This is a genomic window from Serratia sp. 2880STDY5682894 (assembly GCF_001537385.1).
GTDB classification, from domain to species: Bacteria; Pseudomonadota; Gammaproteobacteria; order Enterobacterales; family Enterobacteriaceae; genus Serratia; species Serratia nevei.
The window spans coordinates 299,924-319,074 of the sequence record NZ_FCJA01000005.1 but is presented as its reverse complement, the minus strand read 5'-3'; the positions used below and the strand labels follow the sequence as shown (position 1 = coordinate 319,074).

The window sequence follows — 19,151 nt, the reverse complement described above, 5'->3', positions numbered from 1 at the left end:
CAGGATCACCCATCGACTCAAGCCAGTGACAATCAGGGTATGACGCCTTTTAACCCTAGCCTTTTTCGCCAACAGTTTCCCGCGCTCGCGCAGGACGGCATCTATCTGGACAGCGCCGCCACCGCGTTGAAACCGCAGGCGGTGATCGACGCCACGCAGCAATTTTATCGCGATGACGCCGCCACCGTGCACCGCAGCCAGCATCGGGCAGCGCAGGATCTGACCGCCCGTTTCGAACGAGCGCGCGTCCAGGTAGCGCAGCTGATCAATGCGCCGTCGGCCGACGACATCGTCTGGACGCGCGGCACCACCGAGGCGATCAACCTGGTGGCGCAGAGCTACCTGCGTCCGCGCCTGCAGCCGGGCGATGAAATCCTGGTAAGTGAAGCGGAACACCACGCCAACCTGATCCCCTGGCTGATGGTGGCAGAGCAAACCGGCGCGCGGGTGGTGAAACTGCCGATCGGCGCCGATCGGTTGCCGGATTTGACGCAGCTGCCCGCCCTGCTCAACGACAACACCCGCCTGTTGGCGCTGGGGCAAATGTCCAACGTCACCGGCGGCTGCCCGGATCTGGCGCCGGCGATCGCACAGGCGCATGCCGCCGGCGCACGCGTGATGATCGACGGCGCTCAGGGCGTGGTTCACGGCCCGGCCGACGTACAGCGGCTCGACATCGATTTCTACGCCTTCTCCGGCCACAAGCTGTATGGCCCGACCGGCATCGGCGCGCTGTACGGCAAAGCCGAGCTGCTGGCGCAGATGGCGCCGTGGCAAGGCGGCGGCAAGATGCTGACCCAGGCGTCGTTCGACGGTTTTACCCCGCAAAAACCGCCGCACTGCTTCGAAGCCGGCACGCCGAACATCGCCGGCGTGCTGGGGTTGGCCGCGGCGCTCACCTGGCTCAACGAGCAGGACATGGCGGCGGCGGAGCGCTACAGCCGCGAGCTGGCGGACCAGGCGGAACAGCGGTTGGCGCAGCTACCGGGCTTTCGCAGCTTCCGCAGCTCCGGCTCCAGCCTGCTGGCGTTCGATATCGCCGGCGTACACCACAGCGACATCGTCACGCTGTTGGCGGAGCAAGGCATTGCGCTGCGCGCCGGCCAACACTGCGCGCAGCCGCTGATGGCGGCGTTAGGCGTCAGCGGCACGCTGCGCGCATCGTTCGCCCCCTACAATACGCAACAGGACGTCGATACGCTGGTCAGCGCGTTGACTCACGCCCTCGATCTGCTGGCCGACTGACTTGATTCCCGGAGACGCTATGCTCGCCCCCCATCCTTTTGGCCGAGAGGTCACCGCCGAAGCGTTGATCGCCACCTTCAGCACGCTGAAACAGTGGGAAGACCGCTACCGCCAGCTGATTATGCTCGCGAAACGGCTGCCGCCGCTGCCGGAGGCCTTGCGCAGTGAAGAAATAGCGTTGAGCGGGTGTGAAAACCGCGTCTGGTTGGGGCACCAGTTGCTGGAAGACGGCACGCTGCACTTCTATGGCGACAGCGAAGGCCGCATCGTGCGCGGCCTGTTGGCGGTGCTGCTGACCGAAGTGGAAGGGAAAACGCCGCAGCAGATCGCCGCATTGGATCCGCTGGCGCTGTTCGACCGCCTGGCATTGCGCGCGCAACTGAGCGCCACCCGCGCCAGCGGCCTGGCGGCGTTGGCCGCCGCCGTAAAGGCCATCGCCGCCCGTTACGCCTGACGCGCCGCCTTCGCCACCATCTTTTTCAGCGCGTGCGACACGGCGACGAAGCCGAAGGTCGCGGTGACCATGGTCGCCGCGCCGAATCCCGCGCTGCAATCCATTCTTTTCGGCCCTTCCGCCGTGCTGCGCGAAGCGCACACCGAACCGTCCGGCTGCGGGTAAACCAGCGGCTCGCTGGAGAAGACGCAGTCGATGCCCAGCTTGCCCTTGCCGTTTTTCACCACGTTGAAATCGTGCTTCAGCCGCTCGCGCAGCTTGGCGGCCAGCGGATCCTGAATGGTTTTCGCCAGATCGGCCACTTCGATCTTGGTCGGGTCAATCTGCCCGCCGGCGCCGCCAGTGGTCACCACCGGGATCTTGAAGCGGCGGCAGTATGACAGCAACGCCGCCTTCGGCCGCACGCTGTCGATCGCGTCGATGACGTAGCTGAAGTTATGGTCCAGCAGCTCGGCGACATTGTCCGGGGTGATGAAATCGTCGATGCAGGTCACCCGGCATTCCGGGTTAATCGCCAGGATACGCTCCGCCATCACCTCGGTTTTCGATTGCCCGACGTGTTGGCGCAACGCGTGGATCTGGCGGTTGGTATTGGTGACGCAGACATCATCCATGTCGATCAGGGTGATGGCGCCGATGCCGGTGCGCGCCAGTGCCTCAGCCGCCCAGGAACCCACGCCGCCGATGCCGATCACGCAGACGTGCGCCTGCGCGAACACCGCCAACGCCTGCTGGCCGTACAACCGCGCCGTGCCGCCGAAACGCTGCAGATAGGCTTCCGAATAAGCTGTGCTCATAACGCTTTAATTACCTTCGTAATGCAAATGATAAGGGCCGGAAAATCCGGCCCTTGCGGGTCACTCTTTTCACGCCGTATGCGTTTACCGGGTGGCCAGCAACGAACCGCTGCCGTTTGACTGATTCGCGCTGAACAGCTGGCCACCGCCGTTGTTCTTCAGCACCCAGACGCGGCCATAGTGGTTGTAGTACCCCGCCGAGTGGCCGGCTTCCGGCCCGATGCCCTGATACATGTCAAAGTGCTGGCCCTTGATGGCGCCGCCCACGTCGAGCGCGACCATCAGGCGCATCTCGTATTTTCCCGTGAATTTACCCTTGTTGTCCAGCAGCGGCACTTCGGCCAGCAGCGTGGTGCCCGCCGGGATCAGCGAACGGTCGGAGGCCACCGAGGCTTTAGCGATCAGCGGCACCGCGCTGGCACCCTTCACCGGCGCAAAAGCTTCCGGGCGGAAGAACACGAACGACGGATTTTGCTCCAGCAGCTCACGCACCTCTGCGGCGCTGTGGGTATCCGCCCACTGACGGATCGCCTGCATCGACATGTCCGCCTTGGCCACTTCGCCGCGATCGATCAGCACCTTGCCGATGCTGCGATAGGCGTGGCCGTTCTTGCCGCCGTAGCCGAAGAACACCAGCGGCTGGCCGTTGCCGTAGTCGACGTAGCCACTGCCCTGGACTTCCATCATGAAGTTGTCCATCAGCGAGTTGGTGTAAGCGATGATATAGCGATCGTCAAGCGCGCCGGAATAGATGCCCGCGCGATCCGGCAAGTGGCCTCTGCCCTTCGGCGGCATGCGGTACAGCGGATAGCGGAACTCGCCCTGTTGGGTATAGCGCGCCTGCACCACCGGCGTGTAGTAGCCGGTAAACTGCACGTTGCCGTAATTGTCGACGCCTTCCATCTGGTAAGCGCTGAGGCCGTACTGGCTCAGCATGCGCGTGTCGGCGCCGGACGCCATCCAGCTTTGCACCGCCTGATAGGTGCTGTTGTTGCGGTTAAACAGCGAAGGCGATGCGTACTTGATCTCCATCAGCTGATCCGAGTAGTCCTTGGCGTTGACCGGCGAACCTTTGGCGTTGGGCTGATTGACCAGCTCCAGCGATTGATCCAGACGGCCGTCTTTATATTGCTGACCCCGATCGGTCGGCTTGGACGAACAGCCCGCCAACACCGCCACCATCAACCCGCCCAGCAGGTATTTGCCCCAACGTCCTTTCATCGCGCACACTCTCAAACTGATATGATCTACCGGCTGAACGATAACAAACGCTCATTGATAAAGGAATCGCTGCAAATAAAAAAAGCCGCACGGAGGATGGTGATGAAAAAGAAGGCAAATTGCGGGCAAATCCAGCAGAAAAACGGGTTTAGGCCAATAAAATGCAAAAAGGGTTTGCAACAAAACGCACGGAGAGTATAGTGCGCATCCATCGGACGCGGGGTGGAGCAGCCTGGTAGCTCGTCGGGCTCATAACCCGAAGGTCGTCGGTTCAAATCCGGCCCCCGCAACCAACCGATGCCGCATTGGCGGTATTTGCGTTTGGCTTCGATAACAAAGTATTATACGGACGCGGGGTGGAGCAGCCTGGTAGCTCGTCGGGCTCATAACCCGAAGGTCGTCGGTTCAAATCCGGCCCCCGCAACCAACCGAATGTCGTACCAGCGGCATAACATGAAACGGTGGTTTCGTAGTAATACAGCATCAAGACGGACGCGGGGTGGAGCAGCCTGGTAGCTCGTCGGGCTCATAACCCGAAGGTCGTCGGTTCAAATCCGGCCTCCGCAACCAACTCTTGATGACAACAGACAAGCACCCTGACGGGTGTTTTTTTGTATCTGCAATCCGCAAAAATAGCCGGACTCGCGCCCGGCCCTGCTTCTATCGGCTCGCCAGCGCGCCGCCGTTGGCGAAATAAGCCTTGATGCCCGCCAGAATCGACTCCGCCACCTGCTGCTGGAAATGGCTGGTGCGCAGCTTGCGCTCCTCTTCAATGTTGCTGATAAACGCCGTTTCCACCAGGATCGACGGGATATCCGGCGCCTTCAACACCGCAAAACCGGCTTGATCGACACGATTCTTGTGCAACCGGTTGATTTTCCCCATCCGATTCAACACTTCCTTGCCGAACTTCAGGCTGTCGTTGATGGTCGCGGTCTGGATCAGATCAAACATGGTGTGGTCGAGATAGCGGTCGCCACTCTTGCTGACGCCGCCAATTTGGTCCGACGCGTTCTGCGTCTGCGCCAGGAACTTGGCCGCCGAGCTGGTGGCGCCCTTGGTGGACAACGCGAACACCGATGAACCGCGCGCCGCGCGGCTGGTAAAGGCGTCGGCGTGAATCGAAACGAACAGATCCGCGCGCTGCTTGCGCGCCTTGGCGACGCGCACCTTGAGCGGGATAAACACGTCTTCGTTGCGCGTCATGAACACCTTCATGTTCGGCTCACGCTTGATCATGGCGCTCAGCTTGCGGGCAATCTGCAATACGATGTCTTTCTCGCGCGTCTTGTACTTGCCGATAGCGCCGGGATCTTCGCCGCCGTGGCCAGGATCCAGCATGATGACGATCGGCCGATCGCGCCCCGCCTTGCCGGCCTGCGGCGCTTCCGGCGGCAGCGTGCGCTCCAGATCGCCCTTGTTGTAATCTTCCAGTAACGCCAGTAGCGGATCATACTCCTCGCCGCCGCTGCCGGCCTTGGTCGGGTAGAGATCCATGACCAGACGGTTGCGATACTCCGGCACCGGCGCCAGCGTGAAAATATGCGGGCTGACGCTCTGCTTGAGCTCCAGCACCAGCCGCACGGTATTCTGATCGAACTGGCCGACGCGCGCCTGCTTGAGATAAGGGTCGTCGGCACGTACCTGCCCGGCGATGCCTTTCAGCACGCTGTTAAGGTGAACGCCTTCGATGTCCACCACCACGCGATCGGGATTGGTCAGGGCAAACTGCTTGTATTTCAGCTCGACGTTGGATTCCAGCGTGACGCGGGTATAGGTGGAGGATGGCCAGACGCGCACGGCGATCACGTGCGATGACGCGGCGAAGCCCGTACGACTCACACTCAGCAACCAGCTGGCGGCAACGCCCTGTAATAAACGACGGCGGCCCAGATTGTGATTAGAGTTTGGCATGCGGCTCCGGCAGTAATAGCTGTTTACAACAGATGAAAAAAACACCAATAAAATGGGGATGCCGAAAACTTTAACCAATCATTCCAGCCCTGTCATCAGAAAATCTTTTTATGGTTTTTCAATTTATTAACGATTTAGCACCCTTAGCGCACTCTTCGTGACGATTTCTCGCTTGCCATCGGCGCAATAAAAGAATAAAAATACAAAAATACCGTATAAATATGCAAAAGAGGTTTGTCGTGAAGGAACGTAGTACAGAGCTGGTGCAAGGATTCCGTCACTCAGTCCCCTATATCAATGCCCACCGCGGCAAGACGTTTGTCATCATGCTCGGCGGGGAAGCCATCGAACACGAGAATTTCTCCAATATCGTCAATGATATCGGGCTGCTGCATAGTCTGGGCATTCGCCTGGTGGTGGTTTACGGCGCACGGCCGCAGATCGACGCCAATCTGGCGCAGCACAACTATGAGCCGCTCTACCACAAACACACCCGCGTGACCGACGCCCATACGCTCGAGCTGGTTAAGCAGGCCGCCGGTTTGTTGCAGCTCGATATCACTGCCCGGCTGTCGATGAGCCTCAACAACACGCCGCTGCAAGGTGCGCATATCAACGTGGTCAGCGGCAACTTCATCATCGCGCAGCCGCTGGGCGTCGATGACGGCATCGACTACTGTCACAGCGGCCGCATTCGCCGCATCGATGAAGACGCAATCCACCGCCAGCTCGACAGCAACGCCATCGTGCTGATCGGCCCGGTCGCGGTTTCGGTCACCGGCGAGAGCTTCAACCTGACTTCGGAAGAAGTGGCTACCCAGTTGGCGATCAAGCTGAAAGCGGAAAAAATGATCGGTTTCTGCTCCTCGCAAGGTGTGACCGACGCGGAGGGTAACATCCTTTCCGAGCTGTTCCCCAACGACGCGCAAAAGCGCCTTGAAGAGCTCGAGGAAGGCGGCGACTACCATTCCGGCACCGTGCGCTTCCTGCGCGGCGCGGTAAAAGGCTGCCGCAGCGGCGTGCGCCGCAGCCACCTGATCAGCTACCAGGAAGACGGCGCGCTGGTGCAAGAGCTGTTCTCGCGCGACGGCATCGGCACCCAAATCGTGATGGAGAGCGCCGAACAGGTGCGCCGGGCGACGATCAACGACATCGGCGGCATCCTGGAACTGATCCGGCCGCTCGAACAGCAGGGTATTCTGGTGCGCCGTTCGCGTGAACAGCTGGAGATGGAGATCGACAAGTTCACCATTATCGAACGCGACAACCTGACCATCGCCTGCGCGGCGCTGTACCCGTTCTTAGAGGAAAAAATCGGTGAGATGGCCTGTGTCGCGGTACATCCCGATTACCGCAGTTCTTCGCGCGGCGAGATGCTGCTGCAGCGGGTGGAAAACCAGGCGCGTCAGATGGGGCTGAAGAAGCTGTTCGTGCTGACCACCCGCAGCATCCACTGGTTCCAGGAACGCGGATTCACCCCGGCGGAAGTCGACGTGCTGCCGATGCAAAAGCAGGCGCTGTATAACTATCAGCGCCGTTCCAAAATCCTGCTGGCCGATCTGTAATCCCCACGGCGCGGCCGTTGCCGCGCCCCTTCAACGCTTATTCCGTCGCCTGCAGCCGTTCAGCCAATCCGCTGCGACGCTGAGTCGGCATGCGAATGGCCCGCAGCAACACCGCCTCCGTGGCATACAGCGAGAGCTGCTTACGCGCGCGAGTGATCGCGGTATAGACCAGCTCACGCGTCAGCACCGGCAGAAAGTGATTCGGCAACACCAGGACCGTATGGTCAAACTCCGATCCCTGAGATTTGTGCACCGTCATGGCATAGGCGGTTTCATGCGCCGGCAAACGGCTCGGCTGCACCGACTTGATGCTGCCGTCCGGCAGTTGGAAATGCACGCGCAAATCGCCGTGCTCATCCGGCAGCGTAATGCCGATATCCCCATTGAACAGCCCCAGCGCGCTGTCGTTGCGGCCGATCATCACCGGCCGCCCCCGGTACCAGCGGCCGAGCATGCCCGGTTTGCGGTCGATCAGACCGGCACGCTGCAGCCCGAGCTCAATACGATCATTCAAGCCGGCGACGCCGAATGGCCCTTCACGCAGCGCGCACAGCACCTGAAAACGGCCAAAGGCCGCCAGCACCGCCGCCGCGTCCGCGCCTTCGGCGGTCAGCCGCAAATAGTCGCGATAGCCCGCCACGCAGGCATCCAACAGCGCCTGATACTCTTCGCTCGTCGCCAGCGCATAGCCCGTGACATCGCCGAAACTGCCATTTAATGCCGCCAGCGCGCGATCCCCCGCACCGGCGTTGACCGCCAACGCCAGCTGACCGATGCCGGAACGGGCATCGAAACGGTAGCTCTTGCGCAGCAGACACAGGCTGTCGCGCACCGCCGCTTCCGCATCGGCCTGCCGCCCTGCGAGCGAACAGCCGGTCAGGCGGCTCAGCTCTGCGGCACGCGCGTCGCTGTATCCCTGCTCGGCAAAGCGGCAAATATCTCCCAGCACCGCGCCGGCCTCCACCGAGGCCAGCTGATCGCGGTCGCCGAGGAAAATCACCCGCGCCCGATCGGGCAGCGCGGCAATCAGGCGCGCCATCATCGGCAGATCGACCATCGAGGCCTCATCCACCACCAGCACATCTAAATGCAGCCGGTTGCCACGGTGATAGCGCATGCGCTGACTGTTCGGTTGCGCCCCCAACAGACGGTGCAACGTCGCCGCCTCCGTCGGGAACAGCGCCTGCTGCGCCGGGGTCAGCGCCAACTGGCGGCTGGCGCTGCCAAGCGACTCCGTCAGGCGCGCCGCCGCCTTGCCGGTCGGTGCCGCCAGCTGAATGCGCAAGCGTGCGCCTTCATCCAGCTGCACCAGCGCCGCCAACAGCTTGGCGACGGTGGTGGTTTTACCGGTGCCAGGCCCGCCGGAAATGACCGCGATACGCCGCGTGGCGGCCACTGCGGCGGCGATCTTCTGCCAATCGGGCTCGTCACTCGCCGCGCCGAACAAGCGGTCGAGAATAATGCGCAGCTCAGCCTCCGGTACCGCCAACGACTCGCCTTCACCGCCGATAAACGCCGCCACTTCACCTTCGTTTTGCCACATGCGCTGCAGATACAGGCGCGGCCCGCGCAGCACCAGTGGCGTAGCGCTACTGCCGTCCCCGACCGCTGCGCTGGCCGCCAAACGCTGCTGCCAACGCGCGCTATCCGGTCGCCCGGCCGCCTCCCACACCGCCAGCGCCAACGCCGGCTGGCGCCCTTCAAACAGCGTGTCCGCCTGCAGCTGTTCCAGCATCAGACAGACGTGACCGGCCCCCGCCTCTGCGCTCAGGCAGGCGGCGGCCAGCAAAATATCGGGCTCGTCTTCGTTCGCCACCACGTGGGCGAACTGCACGTCCAGCGGGCGCAGCACGCCAAGCGCCACCGCCTGCTCCAGCAGTGCGATCATAATCCTTCCTCCGTCGCCGCAGCTTCGCCGCTGAACAAGCGATCCATCCCCTCCATCAGCTCAAACTCGGGGAGACAGGTGAAAATGCCGTTGCCCGGGTGCGCCGCATCCACGCCGCGCAGGAACAGATAAATCACCCCGCCAAAATGGCGCCGATAATCGTAATCCGGCAACCGATGACGCAGATAACGATGCAGCGCCAGCGTATACAGCTGGTATTGCAGATCGTAACGATGCTCCGCCATCGCCTGCTCCATCGCCGGCCGGGTATAGGCGCTACTGTCTTCCCCCAGCCAGTTGGACTTGTAGTCCAGCAGGTAGTATTTGCCCTGCCAGCAGAACACCAGGTCGATAAAGCCTTTCAGCATGCCCTGTACCTGATGAAAATCCAGCGCCGGACAGCGGGCGGAAAGCGGATCGTAACGCTTCACCAGGGCATCGAGCTCCTTCGCCTGCAACAGCCGGTTGATCGGCAAATAGAACTGCAGCTCGGCCTGCTTGTGCTGCGGCGTCAGCGCCGCCAGCGTCACGCCGCTGTCGGCGAGCGGCGTATTGAGCAATACCCGCATCCACGCCAGCAAAATCGGCTGCCAATGTTCGGCGAACCCGTGCTGTTGCAGCTGTGCCAGCAGCCACTGTTCGTCCAGCGGCTGAGTGAAGTCCAGCGTTTCGAACAGGCTGTGCAGGAAGGTGCCGGGCGTTGCGCCGCGCGGGAAGGTATGCGGTGTGAGCGCTGGCTCACTTTCTTCCCCGCGCTCGCCCGCGGCGTCGACATCCAGACGCGGCAGCAGATCTTGCATCAGGCTCGCGCCGTGCTGTTGCAAACCGGTATAGCTGGTCACTCGCCAAAAATCCTGGATCCGCCGGGTAAAACTTTTCGCTGCCAGCGCTTCAGCCAGCGCCGCCTGGGGCTGCCAGGGCGCCTCGTCCGGCGGTTCCACCAGCGACAACGCAATGCCGCCGCCCGCCAGTTGCTGCAGCCGCTCCTGCAGATACACAGCGTCGCCGGCCCGCCCGCCCTGCACCAGATAGCCCAATGCGCTGCGGTGCAGATCGGTCTCGCCCTGTTTCTTGCGCGTGCCCTGGAACAACGGCGCAATGCCGATGCTGCAGTGGTACACCGAGCGGGTCAGCGCCACGTACAGCAGACGCAGGTCTTCCGCCAACCGCTCCTCCTCCGCCCAGGCCTGGCTCTCTTCATTGGCGTCGAGATCCAGCAATGCCTGGAAGCTGTGGCGATCGTGATACAGCGCCTGTTGCTGCTGGCGGAAATTGCCGACGAACGGCAGCCACACCAGATCGAATTCCAGCCCCTTGGACTTGTGGATGGTGATCACCTGCACCAGATGCCGGTCGCTCTCCAGCCGCAGCTGTTGATTGTCGGACTTGCGATTAGGCTGGGCAATCTGCTGCGCCAACCAGCGAACCAGCGCATGCTCGCTGTCGAGCTGCGCCGCCGCCTCTTGCAACAGCTCCCCCAGGTGCAGCACGTCGGTCAAGCGACGCTCGCCGCCGGCGCTGGCCAGCAGGTTCTCCGCCAGCTGGCGCGCTTTCATCACCTCGCTCAGCATCGGCAACACGCCGCGGCGCAGCCAGAGCGTGCGGTAGTTGTCGAACTCGTTAACCAGCGCGTCCCAGGCGCGCTCATCACGGCTCAGGCCGTCCAGCGTCGGCGCGTCCAGCCCCATCAGCCCGGTAGCCATGGCGCTGCGCAGCGTGCGCTCCTGTTCCGGCGCCAACACCGCCTGCAACAACCACAGCAGGTCTTTGGCCTCCGGGGTGTCGAACACGCTGTCGCGGTTGGACAGATACACCGACGGAATGGACAGCGCGCTCAGCGCATCGCGCACCAACGCCGCCTCATTCCGGCTGCGCACCAGCACTGTGATATCGGAGGCTTGTACCGAACGAGGCTCCTTGCCGCCCTGCAACCATGCCTGGCCCTGCTGCCCGGCGCTGAGCCAGTCGCGAATTTGCGTGGCGCACAGGCGCGCCATCAACTGTTGGTAATCACTTACACCGGCGCCTTCCCCCTGCTGCAGCCAGAACTGCATCGCCGGTTGCGGCTTGCCGTGCAGGTCAAACGCCAACCCTTGGTTCTTTTCCGCCGCGCTGACCTCGATAAAGGGGATTTGGCCGAACAGGAAAGGCTTTTCTACCTGAGAAAACAGGTGATTGACGCTGGCGACCATCGACGGCGACGAGCGCCAGTTGGTCTCCAGCGTATAGTGGGCGCTCACCTCTGAACGCGCCCGCATGTAGGTAAAAATGTCGGCGCCGCGAAAGGCGTAAATCGCCTGCTTGGGATCGCCAATCAGCAGCAGGCCGCGATCGGGCCGGCCGACGTAAAGCTTTTGGAAAATACGGTATTGCTGCGGATCGGTATCCTGGAATTCATCGATCATCGCCACCGGGTAGCGCTGACGGATCGCCTGCGCCAGCTGTTCACCACCGCCGCTTTGCAGGGCGCCGTCCAGCCGGCTGAGCAGGTCGTCAAACCCCAGCTCGGCGCGCTGGCGCTTTTCCTGCTGAATGGAAGTGCGGATCTCGCTGAGCGCACGCGCCATGATCAGGTCGCGCAGCGTCAACGGCTCATCGAACAGCTCGTCGATCGCCGTGAACAGCACATGCCGCGGCGGCTCGCCTTTCTTGGTCTTCTCCAGCAGCACCGACTGGCGAAATTTATCCAGTTCCTTCGGCAGCTGATAGTCCTGAGTCTCCTGCCCGCTCCATTCGCCGACCTTGTTCAGCCAGTTCGGCAGGTGCTTGCTGCTGTAACTGCGCTTATCGACGCCGGACTGGGCGATCAACGCCTCCAGATCGCCCGCCGCCGCCCGCCATTGCGCCTTGATGGCGTCGATACGCGCGACGATCTGCTCGTGGCGCATCAGGACGGTTTCTTCGTCCTTCGGCGGGCGACGCAGCGCCGGCGCCTCACCGTGCAGATAGCCGGAAAGATCGGCCAGCAACGCTTCCGGGCCGCTCCACTCTTGGCTGACCGCACGCGCCACGCCCAGCGGCAACGGATAGCAGTGGCGACGCCAGAAGTCGGCACAGGCCTGCCGCCGCAGCGGCAGTTCGTCCTGCACCAGCGTTTGTTCAAACAGCATGCCAGACTCGAAGGCGTTGTGCGTCAGCATTCGTTGGCAAAAGCCGTGAATGGTGTAGATCGCCGCTTCGTCCATCTGCCGCTCCGCCGCCAGCAGCTGCGAGGCGGCGTCGGTCAAATCGTCAATTTCAGCCATCAGCGCCGAAAACAGCGGGTTGGCGCTGACACCCCGTACGCAGGCGATGCGTAATCCGTGAATATTGTCGCGGATACGCCCGCGCAGCTCCTCGGTGGCGGCCTCGGTAAAGGTCACCACCAGGATTTCTTCTACCGTCAGCGGACGAGGAAACGCCGCTTCACCGCCCAATCCCAGCAGCAAACGCAGGTACAGCGCGCCGATGGTAAAGGTTTTGCCGGTGCCCGCCGACGCTTCGATCAGGCGTTCGCCGAACAGCGGCAGCGTCAGCGGCTCCAGCCTCTGCGGGGCCGTTTCCGTCATGGCGTCGCCACTTTGCGCGGCAGGATCTGCTGCAATGCAGACGCGTTCGGATAGGTGACCCAGTCCTTAGGCGCCGCGTAATCCGCCTTGTCTTGCCCGCTGCCGCTCACCTGTGACAGCACCGCCAGCCCCTGTGGCTGGATCACCGCCTGGTGGAAATAATCCGCCAGCTTGGCCGGCGTCAGCTGCTGCACCTGCGCGATCAGCTTCTGACGGGTATCGAAGGCGAAATTGCCGCGATCGAAATCGTTGGCGAACCGGCTGGCCTCTTCGCTCAGGGTTTGCGGCCGCTGCTTCAGCTCATTGATGAGCGCCTGTTTGTACTGCTCAAAGTCCGCCTCGCTCATGTCGCGCAAGCGCTTCTCGGTTTTCGGGTAGAAATCCTGATAACGCTGGTACAGGTAGGCCGGCTGCTTGCTGTTGCTCTGCAACAGGAAGCCCACGCCCCACTGGCGCCCCACCGACATCGGGAAGGCAAAGACCGCATACCCCAATTGCTCCTGAGTGCGCAGTTGGCTATAGAACCACGGCTGAATAATCTGCCCCAGCAGCGAGCTGTAGGCCATGCCGGTCACTTCGTCGTAGCCGGTCGGCACATAGACCGCCGCCAGCGCCGAGTCAGTGCTGCTGCCCACCTGTTGCAGGTTGGCCAGCTGATTCTTGTCCACCACCACGTCTTCGCCGTGCCACCATTCGATGCCGGTACAGCCCAGGCGATGTTTCAGCGTCGACGCCAGCGTGTCGACCTGCTGCTTGCTCATGTTGCCCACCACCAATAGCTCTGGCGTGGCCTCGGCCAGCAGGCTATCGCGATAGGCCAGCACGTCTTTCAGCGTCAGCGTCTTCAGCACTTCGCGGCGCTCGCTGCGTTCGGAATACGGCACGCGGGAAACCATCTGCACCGGCTGAATGGCCAGCTCAAACGCCTTGCCCTTCTCGGCGGCGTCCAACTGTTCCAGATACCAGGATTTGGCCTGCGCCAGCTGATCTTCCGTCGGCGTGAAGCTGGAATAGCCCTCGATCAGCGCCGTCAGCAACTGCGGCAAACGCTGGGTAAAACCGTTGGCGTTAAACATCAGGCCGTTGTTCGGCGAGGTCGAGAAGCTCAGCCCGCCGACCGATGCCTGATAGCTCAGCTGATCCAGCGCGAGGCCGGCCAGATAATCCGTCAGCGAGAACAGCACCTGGTTACGCGCGGAATCCATGGTCTTGGCGTTGCGGAAAGCGACGGTGACGTCGGCCTTCGGCTCGTCGGCGAAGTAACGGCTCGGCATGTACAGCACGCGCAGGCCAGGTTTATCCACCACCATTTCCGGCTTTTTGAACTCGTGCGACGGCTTGGTCAGGGTAAAGTCATCTGGGATGTACGGATTGAGCGCCGGCAACGACAGGGAAATGCCGCTGCCCAGCTGCTGCCACTGCGTAAAGCGCTGCGGCGTGATTTTGTCGACCTGGTAAGGCGCGTTGACGAAATAGGCCGTCTTGTTGTGCGGCTCATCCGGGCTGACGAACCAGATGCGCGCGTTTTGCGGCGTCATGGCATCCAGACGTTCGGCGATCGCCTTAGGATCATAACGATCGGCCAGGTAAGGCGCGTCCAGCGCATGCTCAACCGGCACGCGCAGCATCGTGTCCACCAGCCATTCGATGTAGTCCATGTCACGCGTGATCGACGGATAACGGAAATCCAGGTTCAGAACATGCGAGATTTCATCGAAATAGCTTTGCTTGATACCTTCGCTGCGCAGCATTTTCAGGTAGTTGAAAATGGCGGCGACGACTTCGTCGCGCTGGGCCAGGCCTTTGTCGGTCAGGGAGACACTGATGGCGAAGACGCCGCCGTTGCGATCGACCATCGGGTCGGCGCCAGCATTGATGGCGTCCGCCAGCCCCTGCTTCTGCAACCAGTCAGACAGGGTGTTCTTGCTGCGGTTGCCGATCAGGTAGCTGATGTAGGTATCGGTTTTACTGCGAAACGCGGCGCTGTTGTTATCGATGCGGAACTCGACCTTCAGCTGCTTGCGCGGCTGCGCCGGCACATAGTGAATGATGATGCCCTGCTGTTCCTGCGTCACGGCCGGCACGGTGATCGGCGGCACGCTGGCGTCGTGATTCGGCACGCGGCCAAAGGTTTTCGCTGCAATATCAGCCAGCTGCGGCAGCGGCTGATTGCCGTACAAAACGCCCATCATCAGGTTGGCGGAGTAGTAGCGTTTATAGAAGCCGGTCAGCTCATCGTGCAACTTGCTGTCCGGCTTGTCTTTCAGCGTATCGAGATTACCGCCGGAGAAGCGCGCGCTCGGATGCGCCGGGTTAAGGGTTTCCGCGCCGACCTGCGCCATACGCATGCCGTCGCGCGAACGCGCCATCGTCAGTTCGGCGTTCACCGCGTTGCGCTCGCGATCGGCATTGCCCGGATCCAGCAGCGGCTCGGCAATGGCGTCGGCCATGCGATCGACCGCCGGCTCCAGCGCGTCATTTTCCACTTCCAGATAGAAGGCAGTGCGATAAGAGGCCGTGCTGGCGTTGTGGCTGCCGCCGTGCTTTTTCAGGAATTCGGACAGGTTCTCCGGCTCTGGGTAACGTTTGGAGCCCATCAGTACCATATGCTCCAGATAGTGCGCCAAGCCCAGTTGGCTGTTCGGATCTTCGAGTGACCCGACCGGCAATGCCAGCGCCGCCAGCGATTTCGGAGCCTGGGCATCGGACACCAGCAACACCGTCATGCCGTTAGCCAACTTGATCGCTTCATACTGACGTGGATCGTGTTCGCTCTTGTTGATCTTCTCCGCCAGCGGTTGCCATCCTTGCGCGGCCCAACTCAACGGTGCCCAACATATAGCCAATAATACCAGCCCGGCGATACGGGCCAACTGTCTGCGCATATCCAAAATAAACCCCTATTCTGACGTCGCTACGCCCACTCCCTGACGTTGGCGACGTGCATCAAAACCACATAACCAAATCTGTACTCGCCGGGTTCTTCGCCAATGTGGCGGCCCGAAGCACGGCGGGTATATGCCTGTACGTTATGTAAGACCGGGAATTACCCCAATGGTTGAATATAACCTTCGTTATTTTTACCACCTCCCGCCGCACAGCACCACCGGGGGATTGTTACCCCAGGTTATGCCGCGCCACCGGCAACAGATAACGCTCTGTTTCGGCCAGTATTTGCGCCAAGTATTCATTATCCAATTGGCGGAACACTCGCTGCACGTAGGGATCTTCCCCTTCTCCGGGAATGCGCTGATCGCCCTGCCAGGTCTGCAGCAGTTTGGCGCGTGCCTTAATTTGCGCTTCTTCCTCCCAGTCGATTTCCTGCGTTTCCGGCAGATAGCACTGGCTTAGCCACGCCCAGCCGCTCTTGTTCAGCAACAGCAGCGGCTGACTCAGACCGCGCTGATAGCCCGCCAGCAGTTCCGCCAGCTGCGCCTGTGCCTCTTCTGGCGCCAGCGCGGCAAAGCGCCAGGCGGAATTCTTGCGGCCATACATGCGGCTTTCACCGGTGCCGCCGGCGCAGCAGTACACCAGGTGCTCCAGCCACAGCAATATGCCGTCCACCGCCGACAGCGTAGCGGGCCGCCAGCGCAGCAGGCCGTCATCCTGCACCTGATGCAGCCAGCCGCTGAGACGTACGCCGGCGATATCGATATCCAGCTCCAGGCTATGGCTCTCTGCGCGTTCCGCACGCACCTGCTCGGCCAGTTCGCTCATCTCCTCCTGCTGCTTTTGCCAATAGATTTCGCCGAAGGCGCCATAGGGCAAGCCGCCGGCGGCGCGCACCCGCTGGAACAACCGTTCGGGATCGTCGCCGTCTACCAGCGTATTCAGCAGCTGGCTGTTGAACTGGTAACGGCTGAGGTTATCCAGCGTGAAGGGTTCTTCGTCGGGCAGCTCGGTCTCTTCCAGGATAAAACTGACGCCCAGCCGCAGTTGGAAAAACGCGCGAATCGGATGGCGGTAAAATCGCAGCAGCTCATCCAACGATATTTGCTGCAGCGCTTCGGCAGGCAGCGGCTGGTTGAACGCCGGATGCGCCGCACCACGCCCATCGGCGGCGGGCAGCCACTCGGCGGCATAGCTTTGCGCCTCCGAGCCCGGCAAGAAATTCTCGGCGGCGAACGGCATGCGCGCGTGCCACTTCAGCAAGTGCTCACCAACCCGCCGGGCGCTGTCGTCTGCGCTAAGTTCCTCATCTCCCGGCAGATAATAGCTTTGCTCCAGGTACTCCAGCAGCTCGGTGACCAGCACCGAAGGGTAGCGCGGGCTGTTGTCCTGAATGGAACGGCCGATGAAACTGATATACAGCCGCTGCTGAGCGGACAAAATCGCTTCCAGGAACAGATAGCGGTCGTCATCGCGACGGCTACGGTCGCCGCGTTTGACCTGCTGCGCCATCAGATCGAACCCCAGCGGCGGCAGCGTGCGCGGATACACGCCGTCGTTCATGCCTAGCAGGCACACCACCTTGAACGGAATGGAACGCATCGGCATCAGCGTACAGAAGTTGATTTGCCCGGCGAGGAAGCGCTGGCTGATGCGCTCCTGATCGAGGCGCGCCGCCAGATCGTCGCGCAGAATGGTCAACGGCACCTCGTCGGGATAGCGCGCCGCCAGGCCAAAATTGATGGCCTGCTGCCACTGCTGTTCGATCAGCGCCAGCACAACTTCGGTGTCGCTGTCCGCAGCGAAGAAGGCATCCAGCAGTTGCCGGCACAGCGGCAGCCACGCTTCGAGCGGGCGCGCTTCGCTCAAGATTTGCCGCCAGTGGCTGAGCTGCGCCAGCAGATCCGCCAACTGCCCCGCCAACTCGGCGACCAATCCGCTCGATTCGTCATAAGGTAAAATGCCCTGCCAATCGCCGGCATTGCTGTCCATCGCGTAGCCGAGCAGCATGCGCGTAATGCCGAAACGCCAGGTATGCTGGCCGGTGGCGGGCAGATCCAGTTCGCGCACGTTATCGTCGTCCAGGCCCCAGCGCACGCCGGATTCACCGACCCAATGACGCAACAGGCGCAGCCCCTCTTCGCCAATGGCGAAACGGGCGGCCAGGGCCGGCACCTCCAGCAGCGCCAGTACCTGTTCTGAGGTAAAGCGGCTTTGCGGCAGATCGAGCAGTGAAATGAACGCCTGCAGCGCCGGATGCGCCTGGCGCGCTTTACGGTCGGAAATGGCGAACGGCAGGTAGCGCTCGGCGGGGGCATTGCCGAACACCGCCTGAATGTAAGGCGTGTAGCTGTCGATATCCGCCACCATCACGATGATATCGCGCGGCGTCAACGACGGATCCTGCGCCAGCATGCTCAGCAACTGATCGTGCAAAACCTCTACTTCCCGCTGCGGGCTGTGGCAGGCATGCAGGCTGAGGGAGCGGTCGTTCTCATCAAGCGGACGTTTGCTGAAGCTGCTTTCCAGCGTTTCCGCGGTAATACCGATTACCGCATGGTCTTCCAGCTCCAGCATATCGCGCTGAACGGCGTGCAGCATGGTATCGGCCGGGATATCGACAAAGGCGTCGACCTCTTGCGCCCCTTCCATCTGCGACAGCAGATAGAGGTGATCGCGCCCCAGCTTGCCCCAGGAGGCCAACAGCGGGTTGCTGAGCTGCTGCTGGCCTTCGGCGTCAAACAGGCGCGCCGCGTCATCCGGCTCGCGGAACAGCCCCTGCTCACGAGCCTGGTGGTAGTGACGGCGCTTGCGGCTCTGCAAGCGAGCCAGGAAAGCGTAATCCTGAATGTCGCCCCAGTAATAGCGACAGGGGTTGGTGAACATCAGGTGGATATCGATATGCCGCCCCAGCGCCTGCAGCGCCTCCAAATAGACCGGCGGCAACGCCGAGATGCCGCAGATAAACACCCGCGGCGGCAAACCGGGCGGGCACGTTTTTGCCTGCTCCAGCGCGTGGATAAAGCGGCTGTACAGATTGGCACGGTGCCATTCCGGCTGCCCCAGCTCTTGCGTGTACTCCACCAATCGCGCCCAGAGCGGCGCCTGCCATTGCTGAGCTTCCGCCAGACCGTCGATATGCTCACCGCGCTGCCAGCTCTCCAGCCACTGCGGGCGATAAACCAAATACTGGTCGAACAGGTCGGCGACCCGGCCGGCCAACTGGTGGATCTTGCGCTTGTCGCCGTCATCGGTCAGATAGTGCTGCAGTGGCGCAAACGCCGGCTGGGTCAGCATCTCCGGCAACAACCACATCAGCTTCCAGGTCATGGCGTCCTTGCTGAAGGCGCTCTCTTTCGGGATATCCGGCAACACCCGGGTGAACATGTCCCAAATAAAGGTCGCCGGCAGCGGAAACGCAATATTGGCGGCGATGCCGAACTGTTCCGCCAGCTGCATCTGCAGCCATTGCGCCATGCCAGGGCTCTGCACCAGCACCACTTCCGGTTGAAAAGGATCGGCCAACGGATCTCTGGCTATCAGCGCGCTGGTCAGCGTTTTCAACAAATCCAGCTGATTGGAATGATAAACCGTGAACATCAAGGCTCCTTTAAAACAAAAGACATACCG

10 protein-coding genes and 3 tRNA genes are annotated in these 19,151 nt (G+C 61.8%); 6 read left to right on the top strand and 7 right to left on the bottom strand.

Annotation, left to right across the window (positions count from 1 at the left end; translation table 11 throughout):
- Positions 1–39 precede the first annotated feature (39 nt).
- Together csdA and csdE are read left to right on the top strand one after the other, a co-directional pair.
- Positions 40–1,245 (top strand): cysteine desulfurase CsdA, encoded by a 1,206-nt coding sequence (gene csdA / locus AWX27_RS14075; RefSeq protein ID WP_060423041.1) that lies wholly within the window; start codon positions 40–42, stop codon positions 1,243–1,245.
- A gap of 19 nt (positions 1,246–1,264) precedes the next feature.
- Positions 1,265–1,699, top strand: coding sequence for a cysteine desulfurase sulfur acceptor subunit CsdE (csdE, locus tag AWX27_RS14070; RefSeq protein ID WP_038878734.1), 435 nt, complete (start codon positions 1,265–1,267; stop codon positions 1,697–1,699).
- Here csdE and tcdA read toward each other — a convergent pair.
- Positions 1,690–2,496 carry a tRNA cyclic N6-threonylcarbamoyladenosine(37) synthase TcdA gene (tcdA, locus tag AWX27_RS14065; RefSeq protein ID WP_004931886.1) on the bottom strand — a complete coding sequence of 269 codons (807 nt, stop codon included), beginning with the start codon at positions 2,494–2,496 and terminating at the stop codon, positions 1,690–1,692. The genes csdE and tcdA overlap by 10 nt on opposite strands.
- 84 nt (positions 2,497–2,580) lie before the next feature.
- The gene (gene mltA / locus AWX27_RS14060) at positions 2,581–3,717 is read right to left on the bottom strand and encodes a murein transglycosylase A (protein ID WP_060423038.1); all 1,137 of its coding nucleotides are present in this window, start codon (positions 3,715–3,717) and stop codon (positions 2,581–2,583) included.
- Between the two features lie 216 nt (positions 3,718–3,933).
- On the opposite strand from mltA, the gene AWX27_RS14055 reads away from it, so the two are divergent.
- The 3 genes from AWX27_RS14055 (at position 3,934) to AWX27_RS14045 (ending at position 4,287) form a co-directional block, all read left to right on the top strand.
- Positions 3,934–4,010, top strand: a tRNA-Met gene (locus AWX27_RS14055).
- A gap of 57 nt (positions 4,011–4,067) precedes the next feature.
- Positions 4,068–4,144: transfer RNA gene (locus AWX27_RS14050), tRNA-Met, on the top strand.
- A gap of 66 nt (positions 4,145–4,210) precedes the next feature.
- Positions 4,211–4,287: transfer RNA gene (locus tag AWX27_RS14045), tRNA-Met, on the top strand.
- 90 nt (positions 4,288–4,377) lie between these two features.
- Here the strand turns inward: AWX27_RS14045 and amiC are convergent.
- Complete coding sequence (gene amiC, locus AWX27_RS14040) at positions 4,378–5,631, bottom strand: N-acetylmuramoyl-L-alanine amidase AmiC (RefSeq protein WP_047729977.1); 1,254 nt, start codon at positions 5,629–5,631, stop codon at positions 4,378–4,380.
- A gap of 221 nt (positions 5,632–5,852) precedes the next feature.
- Between amiC and argA the strand changes: the two genes are divergently transcribed.
- Complete coding sequence (argA, locus tag AWX27_RS14035; protein WP_195892969.1) at positions 5,853–7,196, top strand: amino-acid N-acetyltransferase; 1,344 nt, start codon at positions 5,853–5,855, stop codon at positions 7,194–7,196.
- A gap of 37 nt (positions 7,197–7,233) precedes the next feature.
- Here the strand turns inward: argA and recD are convergent, their stop codons facing one another.
- From recD to recC, 4 genes are all read right to left on the bottom strand, one after another.
- On the bottom strand, positions 7,234–9,084 hold the full coding sequence (gene recD, locus AWX27_RS14030; RefSeq protein WP_060423028.1) for an exodeoxyribonuclease V subunit alpha: 1,851 nt from the start codon (positions 9,082–9,084) through the stop codon (positions 7,234–7,236).
- Positions 9,081–12,632 (bottom strand): exodeoxyribonuclease V subunit beta, encoded by a 3,552-nt coding sequence (recB, locus tag AWX27_RS14025; RefSeq protein WP_060423024.1) that lies wholly within the window; start codon positions 12,630–12,632, stop codon positions 9,081–9,083. The genes recD and recB overlap by 4 nt, the downstream gene beginning before the upstream one ends.
- Positions 12,629–15,517 carry a pitrilysin gene (ptrA, locus tag AWX27_RS14020; RefSeq protein ID WP_060423128.1) on the bottom strand — a complete coding sequence of 963 codons (2,889 nt, stop codon included), beginning with the start codon at positions 15,515–15,517 and terminating at the stop codon, positions 12,629–12,631. Before ptrA ends, recB begins: the two co-directional genes overlap by 4 nt.
- 232 nt (positions 15,518–15,749) lie before the next feature.
- A complete protein-coding gene (gene recC, locus AWX27_RS14015) occupies positions 15,750–19,121 on the bottom strand; it encodes an exodeoxyribonuclease V subunit gamma (RefSeq protein ID WP_060423021.1) in 3,372 nt (1,123 codons plus the stop codon).
- Between the last annotated feature and the right edge of the window lie 30 nt (positions 19,122–19,151).

Coding starts and splice junctions, on each gene's coding strand:
- csdA (WP_060423041.1), top strand. CDS start 40: ATGACGCCTTTTAACCCTAGCCTTTTTCGCCAACAGTTTCCCGCGCTC.
- csdE (WP_038878734.1), top strand. CDS start 1,265: ATGCTCGCCCCCCATCCTTTTGGCCGAGAGGTCACCGCCGAAGCGTTG.
- tcdA (WP_004931886.1), bottom strand. CDS start 2,496: ATGAGCACAGCTTATTCGGAAGCCTATCTGCAGCGTTTCGGCGGCACG.
- mltA (WP_060423038.1), bottom strand. CDS start 3,717: ATGAAAGGACGTTGGGGCAAATACCTGCTGGGCGGGTTGATGGTGGCG.
- amiC (WP_047729977.1), bottom strand. CDS start 5,631: ATGCCAAACTCTAATCACAATCTGGGCCGCCGTCGTTTATTACAGGGC.
- argA (WP_195892969.1), top strand. CDS start 5,853: ATGCAAAAGAGGTTTGTCGTGAAGGAACGTAGTACAGAGCTGGTGCAA.
- recD (WP_060423028.1), bottom strand. CDS start 9,084: ATGATCGCACTGCTGGAGCAGGCGGTGGCGCTTGGCGTGCTGCGCCCG.
- recB (WP_060423024.1), bottom strand. CDS start 12,632: ATGACGGAAACGGCCCCGCAGAGGCTGGAGCCGCTGACGCTGCCGCTG.
- ptrA (WP_060423128.1), bottom strand. CDS start 15,517: ATGCGCAGACAGTTGGCCCGTATCGCCGGGCTGGTATTATTGGCTATA.
- recC (WP_060423021.1), bottom strand. CDS start 19,121: ATGTTCACGGTTTATCATTCCAATCAGCTGGATTTGTTGAAAACGCTG.